Source organism: Thermocrispum sp., assembly GCF_002919275.1.
Taxonomy (GTDB): domain Bacteria; phylum Actinomycetota; class Actinomycetes; order Mycobacteriales; family Pseudonocardiaceae; genus Thermocrispum; species Thermocrispum agreste.
The window spans coordinates 1-20,532 of sequence record NZ_PKFA01000019.1; the positions used below are offsets into that span (position 1 = coordinate 1).

The 20,532-nt window shown below is 70.0% G+C and carries 16 protein-coding genes; all 16 read left to right on the forward strand.

Features of this window, described 5'->3' with window-relative positions:
- Positions 1 to 1,095: 1,095 nt before the first annotated feature.
- The 16 genes from CXP56_RS04135 (at position 1,096) to CXP56_RS18985 (ending at position 20,350) form a co-directional block, all read left to right on the forward strand.
- The gene (locus tag CXP56_RS04135) at positions 1,096 to 1,488 is read left to right on the forward strand and encodes an NADH-quinone oxidoreductase subunit A (protein ID WP_028846905.1); all 393 of its coding nucleotides are present in this window, start codon (positions 1,096 to 1,098) and stop codon (positions 1,486 to 1,488) included.
- Positions 1,479 to 2,117: a NuoB/complex I 20 kDa subunit family protein gene (locus CXP56_RS04140; protein ID WP_084609049.1), complete on the forward strand. Its 639-nt coding sequence runs from the start codon at positions 1,479 to 1,481 to the stop codon at positions 2,115 to 2,117. The genes CXP56_RS04135 and CXP56_RS04140 overlap by 10 nt, the downstream gene beginning before the upstream one ends.
- A 127-nt stretch (positions 2,118 to 2,244) precedes the next feature.
- Positions 2,245 to 2,934, forward strand: a complete 690-nt coding sequence (locus CXP56_RS04145) for an NADH-quinone oxidoreductase subunit C (RefSeq protein WP_051309998.1) — start codon at positions 2,245 to 2,247, stop codon at positions 2,932 to 2,934.
- Positions 2,931 to 4,322, forward strand: a complete 1,392-nt coding sequence (locus CXP56_RS04150; protein ID WP_286899906.1) for an NADH-quinone oxidoreductase subunit D — start codon at positions 2,931 to 2,933, stop codon at positions 4,320 to 4,322. The genes CXP56_RS04145 and CXP56_RS04150 overlap by 4 nt, the downstream gene beginning before the upstream one ends.
- A complete protein-coding gene (gene nuoE / locus CXP56_RS04155) occupies positions 4,319 to 5,029 on the forward strand; it encodes an NADH-quinone oxidoreductase subunit NuoE (protein ID WP_028846903.1) in 711 nt (236 codons plus the stop codon). Before CXP56_RS04150 ends, nuoE begins: the two co-directional genes overlap by 4 nt.
- Positions 5,022 to 6,320, forward strand: a complete 1,299-nt coding sequence (gene nuoF, locus CXP56_RS04160; protein WP_028846902.1) for an NADH-quinone oxidoreductase subunit NuoF — start codon at positions 5,022 to 5,024, stop codon at positions 6,318 to 6,320. The genes nuoE and nuoF overlap by 8 nt, the downstream gene beginning before the upstream one ends.
- Positions 6,317 to 8,863, forward strand: coding sequence for an NADH-quinone oxidoreductase subunit G (locus CXP56_RS04165; protein WP_286899911.1), 2,547 nt, complete (start codon positions 6,317 to 6,319; stop codon positions 8,861 to 8,863). Before nuoF ends, CXP56_RS04165 begins: the two co-directional genes overlap by 4 nt.
- Positions 8,860 to 10,236 (forward strand): NADH-quinone oxidoreductase subunit NuoH, encoded by a 1,377-nt coding sequence (gene nuoH, locus CXP56_RS04170; protein ID WP_028846901.1) that lies wholly within the window; start codon positions 8,860 to 8,862, stop codon positions 10,234 to 10,236. Before CXP56_RS04165 ends, nuoH begins: the two co-directional genes overlap by 4 nt.
- The gene (nuoI, locus tag CXP56_RS04175; protein WP_028846900.1) at positions 10,223 to 10,774 is read left to right on the forward strand and encodes an NADH-quinone oxidoreductase subunit NuoI; all 552 of its coding nucleotides are present in this window, start codon (positions 10,223 to 10,225) and stop codon (positions 10,772 to 10,774) included. The genes nuoH and nuoI overlap by 14 nt, the downstream gene beginning before the upstream one ends.
- Entirely contained in the window at positions 10,771 to 11,646 is an 876-nt protein-coding gene (locus CXP56_RS04180; protein WP_286899914.1) for an NADH-quinone oxidoreductase subunit J, read from the forward strand. Before nuoI ends, CXP56_RS04180 begins: the two co-directional genes overlap by 4 nt.
- Positions 11,643 to 11,942 carry an NADH-quinone oxidoreductase subunit NuoK gene (gene nuoK / locus CXP56_RS04185; RefSeq protein ID WP_028846899.1) on the forward strand — a complete coding sequence of 100 codons (300 nt, stop codon included), beginning with the start codon at positions 11,643 to 11,645 and terminating at the stop codon, positions 11,940 to 11,942. The genes CXP56_RS04180 and nuoK overlap by 4 nt, the downstream gene beginning before the upstream one ends.
- Before the next feature lie 64 nt (positions 11,943 to 12,006).
- Positions 12,007 to 13,902, forward strand: a complete 1,896-nt coding sequence (gene nuoL / locus CXP56_RS04190) for an NADH-quinone oxidoreductase subunit L (RefSeq protein WP_028846898.1) — start codon at positions 12,007 to 12,009, stop codon at positions 13,900 to 13,902.
- Complete coding sequence (locus CXP56_RS04195) at positions 13,899 to 15,446, forward strand: NADH-quinone oxidoreductase subunit M (protein ID WP_028846897.1); 1,548 nt, start codon at positions 13,899 to 13,901, stop codon at positions 15,444 to 15,446. Before nuoL ends, CXP56_RS04195 begins: the two co-directional genes overlap by 4 nt.
- 6 nt (positions 15,447 to 15,452) lie before the next feature.
- Positions 15,453 to 17,045, forward strand: coding sequence for an NADH-quinone oxidoreductase subunit NuoN (gene nuoN, locus CXP56_RS04200; RefSeq protein WP_038044657.1), 1,593 nt, complete (start codon positions 15,453 to 15,455; stop codon positions 17,043 to 17,045).
- 75 nt (positions 17,046 to 17,120) lie between these two features.
- A complete protein-coding gene (locus tag CXP56_RS04205; protein WP_038044656.1) occupies positions 17,121 to 18,119 on the forward strand; it encodes a polyprenyl synthetase family protein in 999 nt (332 codons plus the stop codon).
- A 59-nt stretch (positions 18,120 to 18,178) separates the two neighbouring features.
- Positions 18,179 to 20,350: a sunset domain-containing protein gene (locus CXP56_RS18985; RefSeq protein WP_353744527.1), complete on the forward strand. Its 2,172-nt coding sequence runs from the start codon at positions 18,179 to 18,181 to the stop codon at positions 20,348 to 20,350.
- Positions 20,351 to 20,532 lie beyond the last annotated feature (182 nt).

A 20,532-nucleotide genomic window follows, 5' to 3' on the forward strand; every position in this document is an offset into this window, starting at 1 on the left:
TCTCCCGCCCCGGGCCGCCACCGAACACGGGCGTGTGTTCTCCCGATCCGGGGCGCCCATCTAACGCGGGCCAGGTGTGGACTTCCTGTGATCGTGTTCTCAGCCGGGCAGAGGGCGGCGTGATTCTTCGGCCCGTGTCGTCATCGGGCATGGGCTGGCGGGGCTTCTCGGGGGTGGGTCGCAGTCGGACGCCGGGCGGTGTGGACTCCCGCCTCAGGTCGCCACTGAACGCGGGGTGGGCGTGTGCCCCGCCCCGGGCTGCCACTGAACGCGGGGTGGGCGTGTCTTCCGACCCGGGCTCCCACTGAACGCGGGGTGGGCGTGTCTCCCGCCCCGGGCTGCCACCGAACACAAGGAGCGCGGTCTCCCGGGTCGGCCACGACCGAACACGAGAAGACAGGCAGGCTCCCCCTGGCCGGGCACGACGGCTCAGCGACCTGGCGAGCGGTCGGCCCAGACGGCAGCCAACGGGCTCCCGGGACCGGTCACGGCCGAGACCCACCCGGCCGACCAGCCGACGCAAACTCGAGCCGCCCGTGACGCAGCAGTGGACGGCGGGTGGGTCGGTTCGTCTCCCACCGCACGCCGCCCAGCCCTCGATGCCCAAGCCGGCCTCGATGACCGGTTGCTCCGTGCCGCGTTCACGCCGCCTGGCCCGGCGTGGATCGCAGCGGGAGATCGGGCATCGCAGCGAGTTGCCCACGAGCGTTCTGGCGCCCGCCTGCGGCAGTCGGATCCCCAGCCCGTGTGAGTCTGCGCACCCCATCCACTCGCTGCCCGCTCCTCGGCAGCCCCGGAGCACGGCCGTCGTGGCCGCTGGCGACACCGTTCCACGAGGTCTGGACCGTGCGACCGTCCGGTGGGCCCACACTGCCCCGGGTATCTGCCGACCCGCGACCGATCCGCCGTTTTCCCTGTTCAGAAGCCCGCCGATGATCATGAGGGCAAGACCGGGGGACCCACGGGATACCCGGGCGACAGAAGAGTTATGGTCGTCCTACACTGCCTCTACAGCCGTTTGTGAAGACCTTCACAACGCGAGCGGACACGCTCGTGAAGAATTTCACAAGCGTGTCGAGGAAGGACGGAGTCGTCATGCCGGACACGGCGACCGCGGCAAGCGGACTTGGTACCTACCTGCCGCTGGTGTTGCTGCTTCTGTTGTCCTTCGGTTTCGCGGTCTTCTCCGTGACGATCGCTCCGCTGGTCGGCCCGAAGCGCTACAACAGGCAGAAGCTGCAGCCGTACGAGTGCGGAATCGAACCGTCGCCGCAGCCGGTGGCCGGTGGCGGCCGGATCCCGGTCAAGTTCTACCTGACCGGGATGCTGTTCATCCTGTTCGACATCGAGATGGTGTTCCTCTACCCGTACGCCGTGGCCGCTGACGCGGTGGGCATGTTCGGGTTCATCGCGGTCACGATCTTCATCGTCGCGATCACCATCCCGTACGTCTACGAGTGGGCGAGGGGCGGTCTGGAATGGGACTAGAGGAAAAGCTGCCCAGCGGCGTCCTGCTGGCCAGTGTGGAGAAGCTGGCCAACTGGGCGCGCCGCTCGTCGCTGTGGCCCGCCACGTTCGGCCTGGCCTGCTGCGCCATCGAGATGATGACCACCGGCGCGCCGCGCTACGACCTGAGCCGGTTCGGCATGGAGGTCTTCCGCGCTTCGCCCCGGCAGGCCGACCTGATGATCGTCGCAGGCCGGGTGAGCCAGAAGATGGCCCCGGTGCTGCGGCAGATCTACGACCAGATGGCCGAGCCGAAGTGGGTGCTGGCCATGGGCGTGTGTGCCTCGAGCGGGGGCATGTTCAACAACTACGCGATCGTCCAGGGCGTCGACCACATCGTCCCGGTCGACATGTACCTCCCTGGCTGCCCGCCCCGGCCGGAGATGCTGATCGACGCGATCCTGAAGATCCACGAGAAGATCAAGCACGAGCCGCTCGGCCCGGCGCGGGCCAGGCTCAAGGCCGAACGCGGTGAAGAGCTGGCGCTGCCGCCGTCCTCGCTGCGGTACGCGCGCAAGAAGGACCGCAAGGAGCGGGAAGCCGCCATCCCGCCGAACGAGCGGGAAGGCAAGCGCCGCAGCACGATCCCGCTGGAATTGCTGGAGCAATGACGCCGTGACCGACAAGCCCGAATCTGACGCCACCCCACCACCACAGCAGCAGTCGGCCGAGGCTGCCGCCAACACCGACCCCCAGCCGGGCACCGCGGGCTCGTCCGCCGACCGGCCGGGCGCCGGGCTGGAGCCGCGTGGGGCAGAACCCGCACGCGCGATCGTCGCGGGCCGCGAGCGCCGCGGCATGTTCGGCGTGCAAGGAACCGGTGACACGTCGGGCTACGGAGGCCTGCGCCTGCCCGCCTACACCCCGCCGGCGTCCGAGCGCCCCTACGGCGGCTGGTTCGACGCGTTCGCCGACGAGTTCTACGCCGCGCTCAACGACGCGGGCATCGACCCGTCGGTGATTCAGCAGACCACGGTCGACCGGAACGAGATCACCTTCTACGTCAAGCGCGAAGCCATTGTGGACGTCTGCCGCGTGCTGCGCGACGACGAGGGCCTGCGGTTCGAGCTGTGCAGCTCGGTCTCCGGCGTCGACTACGGCGTGGACGTCCCCCAGCGGCTGCACGTGGTCTACCACCTGACGTCGATGACCTACCGGCGGCGGATCCGCCTGGAGGTCGCGCTGGACGTCGACGACCCGCACGTGCCGTCCATCGTCGAGGTCTACCCGACGGCCGACTGGCAGGAGCGCGAGACCTACGACATGTTCGGCATCGTCTTCGACGGCCACCCGGCGCTGACCCGAATCCTGATGCCGGACGACTGGGACGGCTTTCCGCAGCGCAAGGACTACCCGCTCGGCGGGATCCCGGTGGAGTACAAGGGCGCCGAGATTCCGCCGCCCGACCAGCGGAGGGCGTACTCATGACGGAGAAGACGACGCACGGCGCCCAGCGGCTCAGCGACGTCACCACCGGTACCGACACCACCGAGCGTGGCAGCACCAGCGACCCCTACGCCCCGTCCAGGGAGACCACCGAGGGCCGGGTCTACACCGTCACCGGCGGCGACTGGGACGAGGTGATGGCCGACGTCAGCGGTGACGAGAAGATCATCATGAACCTCGGCCCGCAGCACCCGTCCACGCACGGCGTGCTGCGGCTGATCGTCGAGCTGGAAGGCGAGACGGTCACCGACCTGCGTTCGGTCGTCGGCTACCTGCACACCGGCATCGAGAAGAACGTCGAGTACCGCACCTGGACCCAGGGCGTCACGTTCGTGACGCGCATGGACTACCTGTCCCCGCTGTTCAACGAGGCGGCCTACTGCATGGGCGTGGAGCGGCTGCTCGGCATCGAGGCGCCGCAGCGGGCCCAGGTCATCCGGGTGCTGCTGATGGAGATCAACCGGATCGGCTCGCACCTGGTGGCCATCGCCACCGGCGGTATGGAGCTGGGCGCGCTGACCGGCATGACCGCCGGTTTCCGCGAGCGGGAAGAGGTGCTGCACCTGCTGGAGTACCTGACCGGTCTGCGGATGAACCACGCGTTCATCCGGCCCGGCGGGGTGGCGCAGGACGTGCCGGAGGACGCGGTCGAGAAGATCCTCGACTTCTGCAAGGTCATGGACAAGCGGCTGCCGGAGTACGACCGGCTGCTCACCGGCCAGCCGATCTGGCAGAACCGGCTCAAGGGCATCGGCTACCTGCCGGTGGACGCCTGCCTGGCGCTCGGTATCACCGGCCCGGTGCTGCGCTCCGCCGGACTGCCGTGGGACCTGCGCAAGACCGAGCCGTACCTCGGCTACGAGACCTACGACTTCGAGGTGCCCACCGACACCGCGGCCGACTGCTACGCCCGGTACCTGATCCGGGTGGAGGAGATGCACCAGTCGCTGCGCATCATCCGGCAGGCCGCCGAGCGGCTGAAGGAGCCGGGCCCGGTGATGGTGGAGGACCGCAAGATCGCCTGGCCTGCGCAGCTGTCCATCGGCTCGGACGGCATGGGCAACTCGCTCGAGCACGTCCGCAAGATCATGGGCCAGTCGATGGAGTCGCTGATCCACCACTTCAAGCTGGTCACCGAGGGCTTCCAGGTGCCGCCCGGCCAGGTGTACTCCCCGGTGGAGTCCCCGCGCGGCGAACTGGGCTACCACATGGTCTCCGACGGCGGCACGCGTCCGCTGCGCGTGCACGTGCGCGAACCGAGCTTCGTCAACCTGCAGGCCATGCCTGCGATGACCGAGGGCGGGATGGTCGCCGACATCATCGCCGCCGTGGCTTCGCTGGACCCGGTGATGGGAGGCTGTGACCGGTGACTCAGGCACCCGAGACGGTTTTCGGCGACGACATCGTCGCCAAGGCGCAGGAGCTCAAGGGGCGCTATCCCGAGTCCCGTTCGGCCCTGCTGCCCATGCTGCACCTGGTGCAGTCGGTGCAGGGCTACGTCAGCCGCGAGGGCATCGCCTTCTGCGCCGAGCAGCTCGGCCTGACCGAGGCCGAAGTGTCCGCGGTCGCGACCTTCTACACCATGTACAAGCGCCGCCCGTGCGGTGAGCACCTGGTCAGCGTGTGCACCAACACGCTGTGCGCGGCGATGGGCGGTGACGCCATCTACAAGAAGCTCAGCGAGCACCTCGGCGTCGGCCACGAGGAGACCGCCGGTGAGCCGGGCGAGCCGGGCTCGATCACGCTCGAGCACGCCGAGTGCCTGGCGGCGTGCGACCTGGCCCCGGTCATCCAGGTCAACTACGAGTACTTCGACAAGCAGACCGTCGAGTCCGCCGTCGAACTGGTCGACAAGCTGCGCAACGGGGAACGGCCCAAGCCGACCCGGGGCGCCGAGCTGACCGACTTCAAGACCGCCGAACTGCAGCTGGCCGGGTTCTTCCCGGAGGACGAGGAGCGGTTCGCTGCGGATGTGGACGGGCCGTCGGCCGCCGAGGAGACCCTGCGCGGTGCGGCGTTGGCCCAGGAGCGCGGCTGGATCGCGCCCCCGATGCCGGAGGAGGGATCGCGTGGCTGACACAGCGTCCAAGACCGACCCGCTCACGCCGGTGCTGACCAAGCGCTGGCTGTCCCCGAAGTCGTGGCGGCTGGCCACCTACGAGCAGCTCGAGGGCTACACCGCGATCCGCAAGGCGCTGCGCATGACGCCGGAGGAGATCGTCGAGCTGGTCAAGGAGGCCGGCCTGCGCGGCCGCGGCGGCGCGGGCTTCCCGGCGGGCGTGAAGTGGTCGTTCATGCCGCAGAACGAGGACAAGCCGCACTACCTGGTGATCAACGCCGACGAGGGCGAGCCGGGCACGTGCAAGGACGTCCCGCTGATGATGGCGGACCCGCACTCGCTCATCGAGGGGTGCATCATCGCCTCCTACGCGATGCGCGCGCACCGCTGCTTTATCTACGTGCGCGGTGAGGCGCTGCACTGCATCCGCAGGCTGAACAGCGCGATCCGGGAGGCCTACGCCGCCGGGTACCTGGGCAAGAACATCCTGGACAGCGGCTTCGACCTGGACATCACCGTGCACGCAGGAGCCGGCGCGTACATCTGCGGCGAGGAGACGGCGCTGCTGGACTCCCTGGAGGGCCGCCGCGGGCAGCCGCGGCTCAAGCCGCCGTTCCCGGCCGCCGCCGGCCTGTACGCCAAGCCGACCACGGTGAACAACGTGGAGACCATCGCCACCGTGCCGTACATCATCAACGGCGGCGCGGACTGGTTCCGCTCCATGGGCACCGAGAAGTCGCCCGGCCCGAAGATCTACTCGATCTCCGGGCACGTCGAACGGCCCGGTCAGTACGAGGCCCCGCTGGGCACCACGCTGCGCCAGCTGCTGGAGATGGCGGGCGGCATGAAGGACGGCATCCCGCTGAAGTTCTGGACCCCCGGCGGGTCGTCCACGCCGCTGCTGACCGCCGCCCACCTGGACGTGCCGCTGGACTTCGAAGGCGCCGCCGAGGCCGGGTCGATGCTGGGCACCACCGCGGTGATGGTGTTCAACGAGACCGTGTCGGTGCCGTGGGCGGTGATGAAGTGGACCAAGTTCTACGAGCACGAGTCCTGCGGCAAGTGCACGCCGTGCCGGGAGGGCACCTATTGGCTGGCCCAGATCCTGGAGCGGCTGGTCGAGGGCCGGGGCACCGAAGAGGACATCGAGACCATGCTCGACGTCTGCGACAACATCCTCGGCCGTTCGTTCTGCGCGCTCGGTGACGGCGCGGTGAGCCCGATCCAGAGCGGCATCAAGTACTTCCGGGACGAGTTCGTGGCGCTGTGTGAAGCCAACAAGCGCGAGCTGGTGGGAGCCTCGGCATGACACTTGCGCACCAGAAGCCTTCCGAGACGGCGCAGACCGAGGTGCCCGAGGGGCACGTGCGGCTGACGATCGACGGCCAGGAGGTCATCGCACCGAAGGGTGAGCTGGTCATCCGCACCGCCGAGCGGATGGGCATCGTCATCCCGCGGTTCTGCGACCACCCGCTGCTCGACCCGGCGGGCGCCTGCCGCCAGTGCCTGGTCGAGGTGTCCATGGGCGGGCGGCCCATGCCCAAGCCGCAGGCGTCGTGCACCATCACGGTCGCCGACGGCATGGAGGTCAAGACCCAGCTGACCTCCCCGGTGGCGGACAAGGCGCAAAAGGGTGTGATGGAGCTGCTGCTCATCAACCACCCGCTGGACTGCCCGATCTGCGACAAGGGCGGCGAGTGCCCGCTGCAGAACCAGGCGATGGCGCACGGCCGCACCGACTCCCGGTTCGTCGACCGCAAGCGCACGTTCCCCAAGCCGCTGAAGATCTCCACGCAGATCCTGCTGGACCGGGAGCGCTGCGTGCTGTGCCAGCGCTGCACCCGGTTCTCCCAGCAGATCGCCGGCGACCCGTTCATCGACCTGCTGGAGCGCGGGGCGCAGCAGCAGATCGGCACGTCGGAGACCGCCGAGCTGGAGAAGTCGGCGTCGCACACCCCGGACGGCACGCCGTTCCAGTCGTACTTCTCCGGCAACACCATCCAGATCTGCCCGGTGGGCGCGCTGACCTCGGCGCAGTACCGGTTCCGGTCCCGGCCGTTCGACCTGGTGTCCTCGCCCAGCGTCTGCGAGCACTGCTCGTCCGGCTGCGCGGAGCGCACCGACTTCCGCCGCGGCCGCATCATGCGGAAGCTGGCCGGCGACGATCCGGACGTCAACGAGGAGTGGATCTGCGACAAGGGCCGGTTCGCCTTCCGCTACACCACGGCGCGGGACCGGATCCGCAAGCCGCTGGTGCGCGGGGAGGACGGCGAGCTGCACGAGGCGTCGTGGCCTGAGGCCATGCGGCTGGCCGCGGAGGCGCTGCTGAAGGCGCGGGACGGCAAGGGCATCGGTGTGCTGACCGGTGGCCGCCTGACGCTGGAAGACGCCTACGCGTACCAGAAGTTCGCCCGCGTCGCCGCGCGCACCAACGACATCGACTTCCGCGCTCGCGCGCACTCCGCCGAGGAGCTGCAGTTCTTGGCTGCGCAGGTGGCCGGCACCACCCCGGAGCACGTCAGCTTCGCGTCGCTGGAGAAGGCGCCGATCGTGCTGTGCGTGGCCTTCGAGCCGGAGGACGAGGCGCCGATCGTGTTCCTGCGGCTGCGCAAGGCGGCCCGCAAGATGGGCACCCGGGTGGCTTTCGTCGGGCAGTGGACCACCTCGTCGGTGCGCAAGACCTCCGGCGAGCTGCTGGCCTGTGAGCCCGGCGGCGAGGCCGCCGCGCTCGACGGGATCGCCGAGCACGCCAAGGACATCGTCGAGGCGCTGTCCGCCGAGGGCGCGGTCATCCTGGTCGGCGAGCGGGCGGCCACCATGCCCGGGCTGTTCGCCGCGGTGCAGCGGCTGGCCGAACGCACCGGCGCCCGCGTGGCGTGGATTCCGCGCCGGGCGGGTGAGCGTGGTGCGCTGGACGCCGGTGCGGTGCCGACGCTGCTGCCCGGTGGCGCGCCGGTCACCGACGCCGGGGCCCGTGCCGCGCTGGAGAAGCTGTGGCGGCTGCCGGAGGGCTCGCTGCCTGCCGAGCCGGGCCGGGACACCGCGGGCATCCTGGCCGCTGCCGCCGCAGGCGAGCTGGACGCGCTGGTGGTCGGCGGTGTCGACCCGGACGACCTGCCCGACCCGCGGGCGGCGCGCGAAGCGCTGGACAAGGTCGGCTTCGTGCTGAGCCTGGAGATGCGCCCGTCGGCCGTCACCGAGCGGGCCGACGTGGTGCTGCCGATCGCCCCGACCGCGGAGAAGGCTGGCACGTTCCGCAACTGGGAGGGCCGTGACCGGCCGTTCGAGGTCACGCTGCAGAACACCGGCGCGGTGCCGGACTGCCGGGTGCTGGACACCCTGGCGGTCGAGATGGATGTCGACCTGTTCACCCAGACCCCGAAGGCGGCGCGGGCGGACTTCGACCGGGCGGCGAACTCGGTCACCCGCCCGGCGGCCACGCCCGTCGAGGCCGCCCCCGAGGCCGAGCAGGCGAAGGCCGAGACGAACGGCCACGTGAAGCTGTCCACCTGGCGGCAGCTGATCGACAACGGGTCGCTGCAGGTTGAGGAGCCGCACCTGGCGGGTACCGCGCGTCCTGCCGTGCTGCGGCTGAACGAGGCGACCGCGCAGCGGCACGGCATCGTCCCGGGCGAGCCGGCGACGATCCGCACCGAGCGCGGCGAGCTGAGCTTCCCCGCGGAGATCGCCGACCTGCCCGACGACGTGGTGTGGGTGCCGTCCCGCTCGCCCGTGGGCGTGTACGAGGCGCTCGGTGTCGGACACGGCGGCCTGGTGCAGCTGAGCGCGGGCACCGCCGCCGGTGCCGAATCCGCGGAAGGTCCCGCCGGTGAAACGGGAGGTGCGGCGTGAGCACGCTGTTCCTGGCGCAGGCGCAGCAGGAGGCATCGCGCGCCGAAGTGCTGGCCGACGACCCCTGGTGGCTGGTGCTGCTGAAGGTGGTCGTGCTGTTCGCCTTCGGCGTGGTGATGACCCTGTTCATGATCAACTGGGAGCGCAAGGTCGTCGCCCGGATGCAGCACCGCGTCGGCCCCAACCGGGTCGGGCCGGGCGGCTGGCTGCAGTCGCTCGCCGACGGCCTGAAGCTGGCGTTCGTCGAGGAGATCATCCCGGACGGCGCCGACCGCAAGGTCTACTGGCTGGCCCCGGTCATCTCGTCCACCACGGCGTTCGTCGGCTTCGCCGTGCTGCCGTTCGGCCCGAAGGTGACGATCTTCGGCGAGGAGACCTACCTGCAGCTGGTTGACCTCCCGGTGGGTGTGCTGGTGGTGCTGGCCTGCTCGGCCGTCGGCGTGTACGGCATCGTGCTCGGCGGCTGGGCGTCCGGCTCGCCGTATCCACTGCTCGGTGCGTTGCGCTCGGCGGCCCAGGTGATCAGCTACGAGATCGCGATGGGCCTGAGCCTGGTCGCGGTCATCCTGTACGCGCAGTCGCTGTCCACCGGTGACATCGTGGACGCGCAGCAGAACGGCTGGTTCGCACTGCTGCTGTTCCCCAGCTTCGTGATCTTCGTGATCGCCATGGTCGGCGAGACCAACCGGGCGCCGTTCGACCTGCCGGAGGCCGAGTCCGAGCTGGTCGGTGGCTTCCACACCGAGTACAGCTCGCTGAAGTTCGCGCTGTTCTTCCTCGCCGAGTACGTGAACATGGTGGTGCTGTCCGGCTTCGCCGCCACGCTGTTCCTCGGCGGGTACATGGCGCCATGGCCCATCTCGGCGATCGGCGACGGGTACTTCAACACCGGCTGGTGGCCGGTGCTGTGGTTCCTCGTCAAGATGCTGGCGTTCCTGTTCTTCTACATCTGGCTGCGCGGCACGCTGCCCCGGTTCCGCTACGACCAGTTCATGCGGCTGGGCTGGAAGGTGCTGGTGCCGGTCAGCCTGGCCTGGGTGGTGCTCATCGCCGGGGTGCGGGCGCTGCGCACCGACGGCAACGTCGGCTCCACCGAGATCGTGATCTTCGGCGGCGCCGCGGTGCTGCTCATCGTGCTGCTGACGCTGCTGATCCCGGAACGCAAGGTCGAGGTCACCGACCGCATCCCGCTGGCGGGCAGCGGCTTCCCGGTGCCGCCCGCGGACCTGGAAGTGCCGGAGAAGACACCGCGGCAGCTCGCCCTGGAGAAGGCCGAGCGCAAGCGCAAGCGGCTGGCCAAGGCCGGTGCCGCCAGCACCACGAGCTCGTCGGCCAGTGCCGACAAGGAGGGCAGCGACGATGGGGATGCTTGATCCGATCAAGGGCTTCGGCGTCACCTTCTCGACGATGTTCAAGAAGGTGGTCACCGAGGAGTACCCGGAGGTCTTCTACCCGACTGCCCCGCGGTACCACGGTCGCCACCAGCTCAACCGGCACCCGGACGGCCTGGAGAAGTGCGTCGGCTGCGAGCTGTGCGCGTGGGCCTGCCCGGCGGACGCGATCTTCGTGGAAGGCGCCGACAACACCGAGGAGGAGCGCTACTCCCCCGGTGAGCGGTACGGCAAGAACTACCAGATCAACTACCTGCGCTGCATCGGCTGCGGGTTGTGCATCGAGGCGTGCCCGACCCGCTCGCTGACCATGCTCAACTTCTACGAGCTGGCCGACGACGACCGGCAGAAGTTGATCTACACCAAGGAGGACCTGCTCGCCCCGCTGCTGCCGGGCATGGAGGCGCCGCCGCACCCGATGCGGCTGGGCGACGACGAGCAGGACTACTACGTGCGGGGGCCTGAGCTGGCTCGGCAGGCCGGCCAGGACCGGCAGTCCAGCGAGGTGAGCGCGCAATGAGCTCGATGGTGCTGGCGCAAGCCGCCGGCGAGGTGTCCACCGGGGAAGCCGTCACGTTCTGGATCCTCGGTCCCGCCGCGCTGGCGGGCGGCCTCGGCATGATCTTCAGCCGCAGCGCGGTGCACTCGGCGCTGTGGCTGGTGCTGAGCATGCTCAGCCTCGGCGTGCTGTACATGGTGCAGTCGGCGCCGTTTCTGGGTTTCACCCAGATCATCGTCTACACCGGCGCGGTGATGATGCTGTTCCTGTTCGTGCTGATGATGGCCGGACGGGAGAACGCCGACTCGGTGGTCGAGGTGCTGCGCGGCCAGCGGGTGCTGGCGGCGTTGTTCGGCATCGGCTTCGCCGGGCTGCTGGTCGCCGGGGTGACCAGGGCACTGACCAACGTGACCCCGGCGCCGCAGCTCGACCCGAACAGCCCCACCGGCGGCGGGGCAGGCGGGCTCGGCAGGCTCATCTTCACCGACTACCTGTTCGGCTTCGAGCTCACCGCGATCTTGCTCATCGTGGCCGCGCTGGCCGGTATCGTGCTGGCCACCCGCGACCGCCGCAACGAAGGCGCGAAGAAGACCCAGAAGGAACTGGTCGAGGCGCGCTTCCGCGGTGAGTACAAGCGCAAGACGCCGTTCCCCGGTCCCGGCGTGTTCGCCACCTCCAACTCGGTGGCCACCCCCGCGCTGCTGCCGGACGGCCGGGTGGCGCCCGAGTCGCTGTCCGACCTGATCGAGTCGACCACCGCCGCGCAGCTGATCGCCAAGCACGAGCGGCTTGCCGTCGCGGCCGAGGACGCCAAGCGGGCCGAGCAGGCCAAGGCGCTGGTGAGCGGCTCGTCCGGCCGGGAGGGCTCGCCGGGTGAGGAGGAGGCGAAATGACCCCCACCTACTACCTGCTGCTGTCCGCGCTGCTGTTCACCATCGGCGTGGTCGGCGTGCTGGTGCGGCGCAACGCCATCGTGGTGTTCATGTGCATCGAGCTGATGCTCAACGCGGTGAACCTGACGCTGGTGACGTTCGCCCGGATCAACGGCGAGCTCGACGGCCAGGTGATGGCGTTCTTCGTGATGGTGGTGGCGGCCGCCGAGGTGGTGGTCGGCCTGGCCATCATCATGGCCATCTTCAAGTCCCGCCGGTCGGCCTCGGTCGACGACACCAACCTGCTCAAGTACTGATCATGTGGGGAGATTTGCCGATGTGCTGGCGTAGGGCGCGCGTGACGACTCCCGGAGTGGCATCGTGATCGAAACATCGTGGTTGCTGATCGCCTTCCCCGCGTTCGGCGCGCTCGTGCTGCTGGCTGGTGGGCGACGTACCGACGCCTGGGGCCACTGGCTGGGCTGCGCGACGGTGATCGCGTCGTTCGTGTACGGCCTGATCCTGTTCCTCTCCAGTGACGGATCGACCCAGGACACCACGGTCTTCTCCTGGATTCCGGTGTCCGACCTGCAGGTCGAGTTCGGGCTGCGCATCGACGCGCTGTCGCTGGCCTTCGTGCTGCTGATCACCGGCGTCGGGTCGCTGATCCACATCTACGCCACCGGCTACATGGCCGACGACCCCGGCCGTCGCCGCTTCTTCGGGTACTTCAACCTGTTCGTCGCGGCGATGCTCATCCTGGTGCTCGGCAACGGCTTCGTGACGTTGTACCTGGGCTGGGAAGGCGTCGGCCTGGCCTCCTACCTGCTGATCGGCTGGTACCAGAACAAGCCGGCGGCGGCCACCGCGGCCAAGAAGGCGTTCGTGATGAACCGGGTCGGCGACGTCGGCCTTGCGCTGGCCATCTTCCTGATGTGGTCGCACATCGGGTCGACCCAGTACAGCGAGGTCTTCGCAGGCATCGGCCAGGTGGACCAGAACGTGGTGCTGGCCATCGGCCTGCTGTTGCTGCTCGGTGCGTGCGGCAAGTCCGGCCAGTTCCCGCTGCAGGCCTGGTTGCCGGACGCGATGGAGGGCCCGACCCCGGTCTCCGCGCTCATCCACGCGGCGACCATGGTGACCGCCGGCGTCTACCTGGTGGCCCGGTCCTCCCCGATCTACAACGCGAACCCGGACGCGCAGCTGGCGGTGGCGCTTGTCGGCGCGTTCACCCTGCTGCTCGGCGCGATCATCGGCTGCGCCTACGACGACATCAAGAAGGTGCTGGCCTACTCCACGGTGAGCCAGATCGGGTACATGATGCTGGCCGTCGGGCTCGGTCCGTTCGGCTACGCGCTGGGCATCATGCACCTGCTCACCCACGGCTTCTTCAAGGCGGGGCTGTTCCTCGGCGCCGGGTCGGTCTCGCACGGCATGCACGGCGAGCTGGACATCCGGCGCATGGGTGGCCTGTGGCGGAAGATGCCGATCACGTTCGTCACGTTCGGTCTCGGCTACCTGGCCCTGATCGGCTTCCCGTTCACCGCGGGCTACTTCTCCAAGGACGCCATCATCGCCGCGGCGTTCGGCCAGGAAGGCTGGCGCGGCTGGGTGTTCGGCGGCGCGGCCCTGCTCGGCGCGGGCATCACCGCCTTCTACATGACCCGTCTGGTGCTGATGACGTTCTTCGGCAAGGCCCGCTGGCAGGAGCTGAAGACCGCCGACGGCAAGGAGTACCACCCGCACGAGTCGCCACCGGTGATGACCGTGCCGATGATCCTGCTGGCGGTCGGCTCGGTCGGGGCGGGTGCGTTCCTCGCGCTCGGCGACACGCTGGCGGAGTGGCTGACCCCGTCGGTCGGCGCGCTGCAGGAAAGCCACGGCGGCGTGATCGGCCACTCGCTGGTGCCGTTCCTGGTGGTCGGCATCTCCGCCGTCGGTGTGCTGCTGGCCTGGCTGTTCGTGGGCCGCAAGGACGTCCCGGTGGAGCGGCCGCAGCAGGTCAGCGCGGTGGTCCGGGCAGCACGCGCGGACCTGTACGGCAACGCGCTGAACGAGGCGTTGTTCGCCCGCCCAGGCATCTGGCTGTCGCGGGCGCTGGTGTTCGTGGACAACCGTGGCGTGGACGGGTTGGTGAACGGTCTGGCGGCGCTGCTCGGCGGTAGCTCCGGGCGGCTGCGCAGGCTGCAGACCGGGTTCGTCCGGTCTTACGCCCTGACGATGCTGATCGGTGGCTTCGCGCTGGTCGGCGCCCTGTTGATGGTGAGGTTCGGATGACCTGGCTGCTCGCACTCATCCTGCTACCGCTGATCGGCTCGGCGGCGGTCGCCGTGTTGCGGCACAACCGCCGGGTCGCCAAGCTCACCGCGTTCGCCTTCTCGCTGGTCACGCTGGCCATGGTGGTGCCGCTGTGGCTGAGCTACGACCCGGACGGCGAGCGGCTGCAACAGACCACGTCGATCGACTGGATCCCGGCGTGGGGCATCCACATCTCGTTCGGCGTGGACGGCATCGCGCTGGTGATGATCGCGGTCATCGCGGTGCTGGTGCCGATGATCGTGCTGCTGTTCGGCATCACCGACAAGCTGCCCAGGGGCCGCACGCCCGGCGGGTTCCTGTCGCTGATCCTGCTCGAGCAGAGCTTGACCATCGCGGTGTTCGCCGCCACCGACGTCTTCCTGTTCTACGTGCTGTTCGAGGTCATGCTCGTCCCGATGTACTTCCTCATCGGGAACTACGGCGGCTCGAACCGGCAGTACGCGGCGGTCAAGTTCTTCCTGTACTCGTTCCTCGGCGGCCTGATCATGCTGGCGGCGGCGATCGGCGCCTACTCGGTGGCCGCCGACGAGCTCGGCCAGGGCACGTTCGACTGGCAGACGCTGTCCCAGGCGGTGTCGCAGGCGCCGCTGGAGACCCAGACCTGGCTGTTCCTGGGCTTCTTCGTGGCCTTCGCGGTGAAGGCGCCGCTGGTGCCGTTCCACACGTGGCTGCCGGACGCCGCCGGGCAGGCGCCGATCGGGGTGACCGTGCTCCTGGTCGGCGTGCTGGACAAGGTCGGCACGTTCGGTTTCCTGCGTTACAGCCTGCCGATGTTCCCGGACGCCTCGGCCGAGCTGGCGCCGCTGGTGCTGGTGCTGGGCGTGGCGGGCATCCTGTACGCCTCGATCGTGGCCGCGGGCCAGACGGACATGAAGCGGTTCGTCGCGTACGTGTCCATCGCCCACTTCGGCTTCATCGCGCTGGGCATCTTCGCGTTCACCGAGCAGGCGCAGGTGGGCTCGGTGACCTACATGCTCAACCACAGCCTGGCCACCGGCATGCTGATCTTCGTCCTCGGCATGGTGATCGCGCGCGGCGGCTCGACGCAGATCCCGGACTACGGCGGCATGAGCAAGGTGACCCCGCTGCTGGCGGGCTTCCTGCTCGTCGCGGGCCTGTCCACCATGTCGCTGCCCGGCACCAACGCGTTCGTCTCCGAGTTCCTGGTGTTGCTCGGCTCGTTCGCCGCGCAGCCGGTGTACGCGACGCTGGCGACCATCGGCATGATCCTGGCGGCCATCTACGTGCTGTGGCTGTACCAGCGGATCATGCAGGGCCCGGTGCGCGGTGACGCGCTGGTCGGCGCCGGGGGCGGCCCGGGCACCGCGCAGGCGCCCGCAACCGCGGCCCGCAGGGCCATCAAGGACGTGGGCAGCCGCGAGCTGTTCGTGCTGGTGCCGCTGGTCGCGTTGATCATCGGGCTCGGTGTCTATCCGAAGCCGGTGCTGGACACCGTGACCCCGTCGGTGCAACCCACCGTTTCCGTCGGTGAAGGAAGGTAACGAGTGATGGACCTCGCGCAAGGCGGTCCCGCCACTGCGTTGGGCGTGCCGAGTATCGATGTCGCGGCCGTGCTGCCGCTGTTGATCGTCTTCACCGCCGGCGCGGTTGGCGTGCTGTTGGAGGCCGTGCTGCCGCGGAACCAGCGTTGGCCTGCGCAGGTCGCGCTGAGCCTGACGTCGGTCGTCGGCGCGGGTGTGGCGCTGGCGGTGTACGTCACGGGTGATTTCGAGAGCACCACGACGTTCCGTGCCGAGGAGGCATCGTCCGGCGCGCTGGCGGTGGACACCCCGGCACTGTTCCTGTGGGGCACGTTGCTGGTGCTCGGCCTGCTGGCGTTGCTGCTGATCGCCGACCGGTCGGTGGAGCCGGGCGGGGCGTTCGTCAGCAAGGCGGCCCTGCGCGGCGGTGCCGCGGGCGGCACGGACACCCTGACCAAGGAGCAGACGTTCACCGGCATGCAGACCGAGGTCTTCCCGCTGACGCTGTTCGCGCTCGGCGGCATGATGACCTTCTGCGCGGCGAACGACCTGCTCACCATGTTCATCGCGCTCGAGGTGCTGTCGCTGCCGCTGTACCTGATGTGCGGCCTGGCCCGGCGGCGCCGGCTGATCTCCCAGGAAGCCGCGGTCAAGTACTTCCTGCTGGGCGCGTTCGCCTCGGCGTTCTTCCTGTACGGCCTCGGCTTGCTGTACGGGTACGCGGGCTCGGTGAAGCTGGCGGACATCGCCGTCGCGGCGCAGGGCACCGACCGGTCCGACACGCTGCTGTTCGCCGGGCTGGGCCTGCTGGCCATCGGGCTGCTGTTCAAGGGCTCGGTCGGCCCGTTCCACACCTGGACCCCGGACGTCTACCAGGGCGCCCCGACCCCGGTCACCGCGTTCATGGCGGCTTGCACCAAGGTGGCGGCCTTCGGCGGCCTGCTGCGGGTGCTGACTGTCAGCTTCGAGTCGACCTCGTGGGAGTGGCGCAGCGTGCTGTCGGTGGTGGCCGTGGTGTCGATGGCCATCGGCGCCATCCTGGGCCTGACCCAGCGCGACGTGAAGCGGATGATCGCCTACTCGTCCATCGCGCACGCCGGGTTCCTGGTCGTCGGGGCCATGGCGCTGACCGAGGACGGCCTGTCGGCCACGCTGTTCTACCTGCTGGCCTACGGGTTCACCACGCTGGCCGCGTTCGGTGTGGTCTCGCTGGTGCGTGACTCCAGCGGCGAGGCGACGGACCTGTCGGCATGGGCCGGCCTGGCCAAGCGGTCGCCGCTGGTCGCCGCGACGTTCACGGTGCTGCTGCTCGCGCTCGCCGGCATCCCGCTGACCAGCGGCTTCGTCGGCAAGTTCGCGGTGTTCGAGGCCGCGCTGTCCGACGGGATGGCGCCGCTGGTGGTGATCGCCCTGGTGGCCAGCGCCATCGCGGCGTTCTACTACCTGCGCGTGGTGGTGCTGATGTACTTCAGCGAGCCCGCGCCGGACGGCCCCGCGGTGACGGTGCCCGGCGTGTTCACCACGACGGCGATCGCGGTCGGCACCATCGCCACGTTGGTGCTCGGGATCGTGCCCACGTTCGCGCTCGACTGGGCGTCGGCCGGTGGCTTCGTCTTCTGACGGCCGGCTCCTCGGCCAGTGGAAGCGGGCCGGGCGACGCCCGTTAGGCTGACTGGCGTGTCTGACGCCAAGCGCATGGCCGAGTTGCAGGCCGCAGTTGGTTTGCGCATCGCCGACGAGGCATTGCTTGCCGAGCTGGCCACCGGCCTGGCGAAGGTGGAGAAGCTGCTCCGGGAAGCCGTGCGCAGTGACGTCGAGTTCGTCGACGCCGCGGCGCGGCACCTGACCGAGGCGGGCGGCAAGCGGTTCCGGCCCATGTTCACGCTGCTGGCCAGCCAGTTCGGCAACGGGGCATCCGACGACGTGATCACCGCCGCGGCCGCGGTCGAGCTGGTGCACCTGGCCACGCTCTACCACGACGACGTGATGGACGAGGCCACCATGCGGCGGGGTGCGCAGAGCGCCAACGCCCGGTGGGACAACACCGTGGCGATCCTCACCGGTGACCTGCTGTTCGCGCACGCCTCGCGGCTGGTCGCCCAGCTGGGCACCGAGCCGACGCGGATCATCGCGGAGACGATGAACGAGCTGGTCACCGGCCAGATCCGGGAGACGGTGGGGGCGCGCGACGGCGAGGACCCGATCCAGCACTACCTGACCGTGATCGCCCAGAAGACCGGATCGCTGATCGCCACGTCCGGCCGGTTCGGGGCCTTGCTGTCCGGGGCGAGTGCCGAGCACGTGGCCGCCATGCGGAAGTTCGGCGCGATCATCGGCGTCGCGTTCCAGATCTCCGACGACATCATCGACATCGCGTCCGGATCGGACGTGCTGGGCAAGGAACAGGGCACCGATCTGCGCGAAGGCGTGCGGACTCTGCCGATGCTGTACGCCTTGCACGACGACAAGGACAATGCCCGTCTGATCGAGTTGCTGACGACCCCGCTCACCGACGACGACGAGATCGCCGAGGCGATCGAGCTGCTGCGCTCGTCGGCGGGCTTGCGGCACGCGCGCGAGACGTTGCGCGAATACACTCTGCGGGCCAGGGCCGAGTTGGCGTCGTTGCCGGAGTCGGCCGCACGCGACGCGTGCGAGTCCGTCGCCGACTACCTCGCCGCTCGCACGACCTAGACGCTCCGGGCCGCCGGTGCCCGCCGCCGGCGGATGGACGGAAGGAGACCGCGCAGACCATGTCCTCCCTGTTCGGAGAAGTCTGGTTCTGGAGCCTGCTGTCGTTCCTGCTCGGCGCGCTGCTCACCTGGGTGCTGCTGGTACGGCCCCTGCAGCAGCGGGCCAACCACCTCGAGCAGCAGCTGCACGAGGTGGCGCGCGGGACCCAGCGGGCCCAGCCGGGGCAGGCGGAGCCCGGCGGACGGCCGCAGCAGGCGCCGGAGTACCGGCAGTCGTCGAGCTCGGTCTTCGACGAGCCGGTGCCGCCGACCCGCCGGCACGACTGGCTGGAACGGGACAGCCTGTCGGCGCGGCCCCGGAACGACGACGAGCCCGACGCCGTCGACCAGTTCGTTCGGGACGAGGACGAGCGCGAGCGGGCGGAGTACCACGAGTACGCCGAGGAAATGCGCGGCACGCCCACCCGTGAGCACGACCGGTCTGCCGGCTACGCCGAGGACGACTTCGAGCCGGACCGTCCTGAGCCTTTCGAGCAGGAGCCGTATCGGCGCGAGTGGTCGCACCCGCAAGCCGACCACGAGGACTTCGACCACCGCGGTGATCCGGCCGACGAGCAGCCGGGCCGGTTCCACGAACGCGCCGGAGCAGCCGAGGCCGATCCGTCGGCCGCTGACGACGGCGAGGTCACCCGGGTGCAGCCGGTGATCTCGGCCGCGGCCTCGGATCGGACCCCCCGGGACGTCGACGACGAGCCGCCGGGGAGCTTGTTCGAGCCCGACCAGCCCGCAGGCGGGTCGATCGCGGACCGGCTCGGCGGTGCCGACGACACGGCGGACACCCCGGGCTTTGCGGCGCTCGACGATCCGTCGGAGGAGGTCGAGCGGGCTCCGAGCGCCGACCGAGACCAGGCCACCGGGCAGGCGCAGGCCGCGGAGCATGCCGCGCCGCCGGTGGACACGTGGCCGGAGACCCCCACGCAGATCCAGCCCCGAGTGCTCGGGTCGGCGGACATCGACCTGGCCGGTGACCAGGAGCTGGAGGAGTTCACGCGGCGTGTGCCGCGGCGTTCTGCGTCGACCCCGCCGCCGGTACGGCCGCAGCCCGCGCCGACAGCGTCGGCCGAATCTGCTGCCCCGGCAGCGCCGGGCCGCGCAGAGTCTGCGTCCACGCAGGCGGAATCCACCGGCGCGTATGCGCCAGTGTCGTCTGCTCAGACGGATGCTCCGACAGAGGGTCCGGCGCCTGAGCAGCCGAGTGCTCCGGCCGCACCTCAGCAGCCGGCGGGATTCGAAAGCACCGAGTTCGAGACGGAATCCGCTGCGGGGCCTGCCGCTGAGCCGGAAGTGCCTGCGATGTTCCACCAGCCGGAGGTGGCGCAAGCCGAGGCGGCCGCCGGACACCAGGCGGCGGAAACGTCCGCAGCGCAGCCCGAGACGACAACGGGCTTCCAGCCCGCCGACACCTCGGCGATACGGCCGGACGCCCCGGTCGCGTTCCGGCCCACGGAAGCACCCGACGTGCAGGCGCCCACGCCGAGCGGTTTCTCTGCCCCGGCGCCGCAGGCCCAGCCGGGCGAAACGCAACTCCCGGACGCTCCGGCCGAGCCCGTTTCGGCGGCTCCGCAGCAGGGCGACGAGTGGACTCCGGACTCCCCGGAATGCAGGGACAGTCGGGAAGGCGCACCCAGCGGTGTCGCCGCATCGGCGGTCGGCGACCACGGCGACCACGGCGACCAACCGAGCCTGTTCACCGAGCCGGAGAAACCGGCCGTGGCGCCGGAGGTCGGCCCGGACGGCCGTTTGCCGGACATCGAGCCGCAGCTGGATCCGGAAACCGGCTTGCCCAAGCGGACCAGGGGTGCCACGCACCAGATCCGCGGCGGGTTCGAGCCGCCGAAGCCGATCAAGCCGAGCATGCGTCCGGTGGCCCGGCGTGTTCCGCAGGCGAACGTTCCGTCGGGCGGCTCGCTGTTCGAGCCGGCGTCGTCGAAGGGGGCGAAGGCGCAGCCGTCCGGCGCGCAGCTGCCGCCGCCAGGGCCGTTCGGGCCCGGGTCGGCGATGCCGCTGCCCGGCGGTGGCCGTCCGGGACCCGAGTACCGGGTGAAGGGCAGCGTGACCGCGTTGCGGTACTGCCCGGAGGATTCGCCGCGGTTCAACGAGATGGTCGCGGAAGTGTGGTTCACCAGCGTGGCGGACGCCGAGCGGGTGGGTTTCCGGCCGTTGGAGGGCTGACACGGCCGCGGGCTGCCAAGGCCGCGGGTCGACATGGCCGCGGGCCGACGGGACTGCGGCCGACGGCTGGCACGTCCCCTCGCCGTGCGCCGGGCGACTCGTGCTGCCAGGGCGGTCGGGTACCGGGTTGCGCGCCGTGACGGTCGCGCCGGAACCGCGCTCGCCGTCGAGCTTCCAGCCTC

What these genes read in the sequence shown, in the direction of transcription:
- CXP56_RS04135 (WP_028846905.1), top strand. Translation starts at nt 1,096, where the DNA reads ATGCCGGACACGGCGACCGCGGCAAGCGGACTTGGTACCTACCTGCCG.
- CXP56_RS04140 (WP_084609049.1), top strand. Translation starts at nt 1,479, where the DNA reads ATGGGACTAGAGGAAAAGCTGCCCAGCGGCGTCCTGCTGGCCAGTGTG.
- CXP56_RS04150 (WP_286899906.1), top strand. Translation starts at nt 2,931, where the DNA reads ATGACGGAGAAGACGACGCACGGCGCCCAGCGGCTCAGCGACGTCACC.
- CXP56_RS04165 (WP_286899911.1), top strand. Translation starts at nt 6,317, where the DNA reads ATGACACTTGCGCACCAGAAGCCTTCCGAGACGGCGCAGACCGAGGTG.
- nuoI (WP_028846900.1), top strand. Translation starts at nt 10,223, where the DNA reads ATGGGGATGCTTGATCCGATCAAGGGCTTCGGCGTCACCTTCTCGACG.
- CXP56_RS04180 (WP_286899914.1), top strand. Translation starts at nt 10,771, where the DNA reads ATGAGCTCGATGGTGCTGGCGCAAGCCGCCGGCGAGGTGTCCACCGGG.
- nuoK (WP_028846899.1), top strand. Translation starts at nt 11,643, where the DNA reads ATGACCCCCACCTACTACCTGCTGCTGTCCGCGCTGCTGTTCACCATC.
- CXP56_RS04195 (WP_028846897.1), top strand. Translation starts at nt 13,899, where the DNA reads ATGACCTGGCTGCTCGCACTCATCCTGCTACCGCTGATCGGCTCGGCG.
- nuoN (WP_038044657.1), top strand. Translation starts at nt 15,453, where the DNA reads ATGGACCTCGCGCAAGGCGGTCCCGCCACTGCGTTGGGCGTGCCGAGT.
- CXP56_RS04205 (WP_038044656.1), top strand. Translation starts at nt 17,121, where the DNA reads ATGGCCGAGTTGCAGGCCGCAGTTGGTTTGCGCATCGCCGACGAGGCA.
- CXP56_RS18985 (WP_353744527.1), top strand. Translation starts at nt 18,179, where the DNA reads ATGTCCTCCCTGTTCGGAGAAGTCTGGTTCTGGAGCCTGCTGTCGTTC.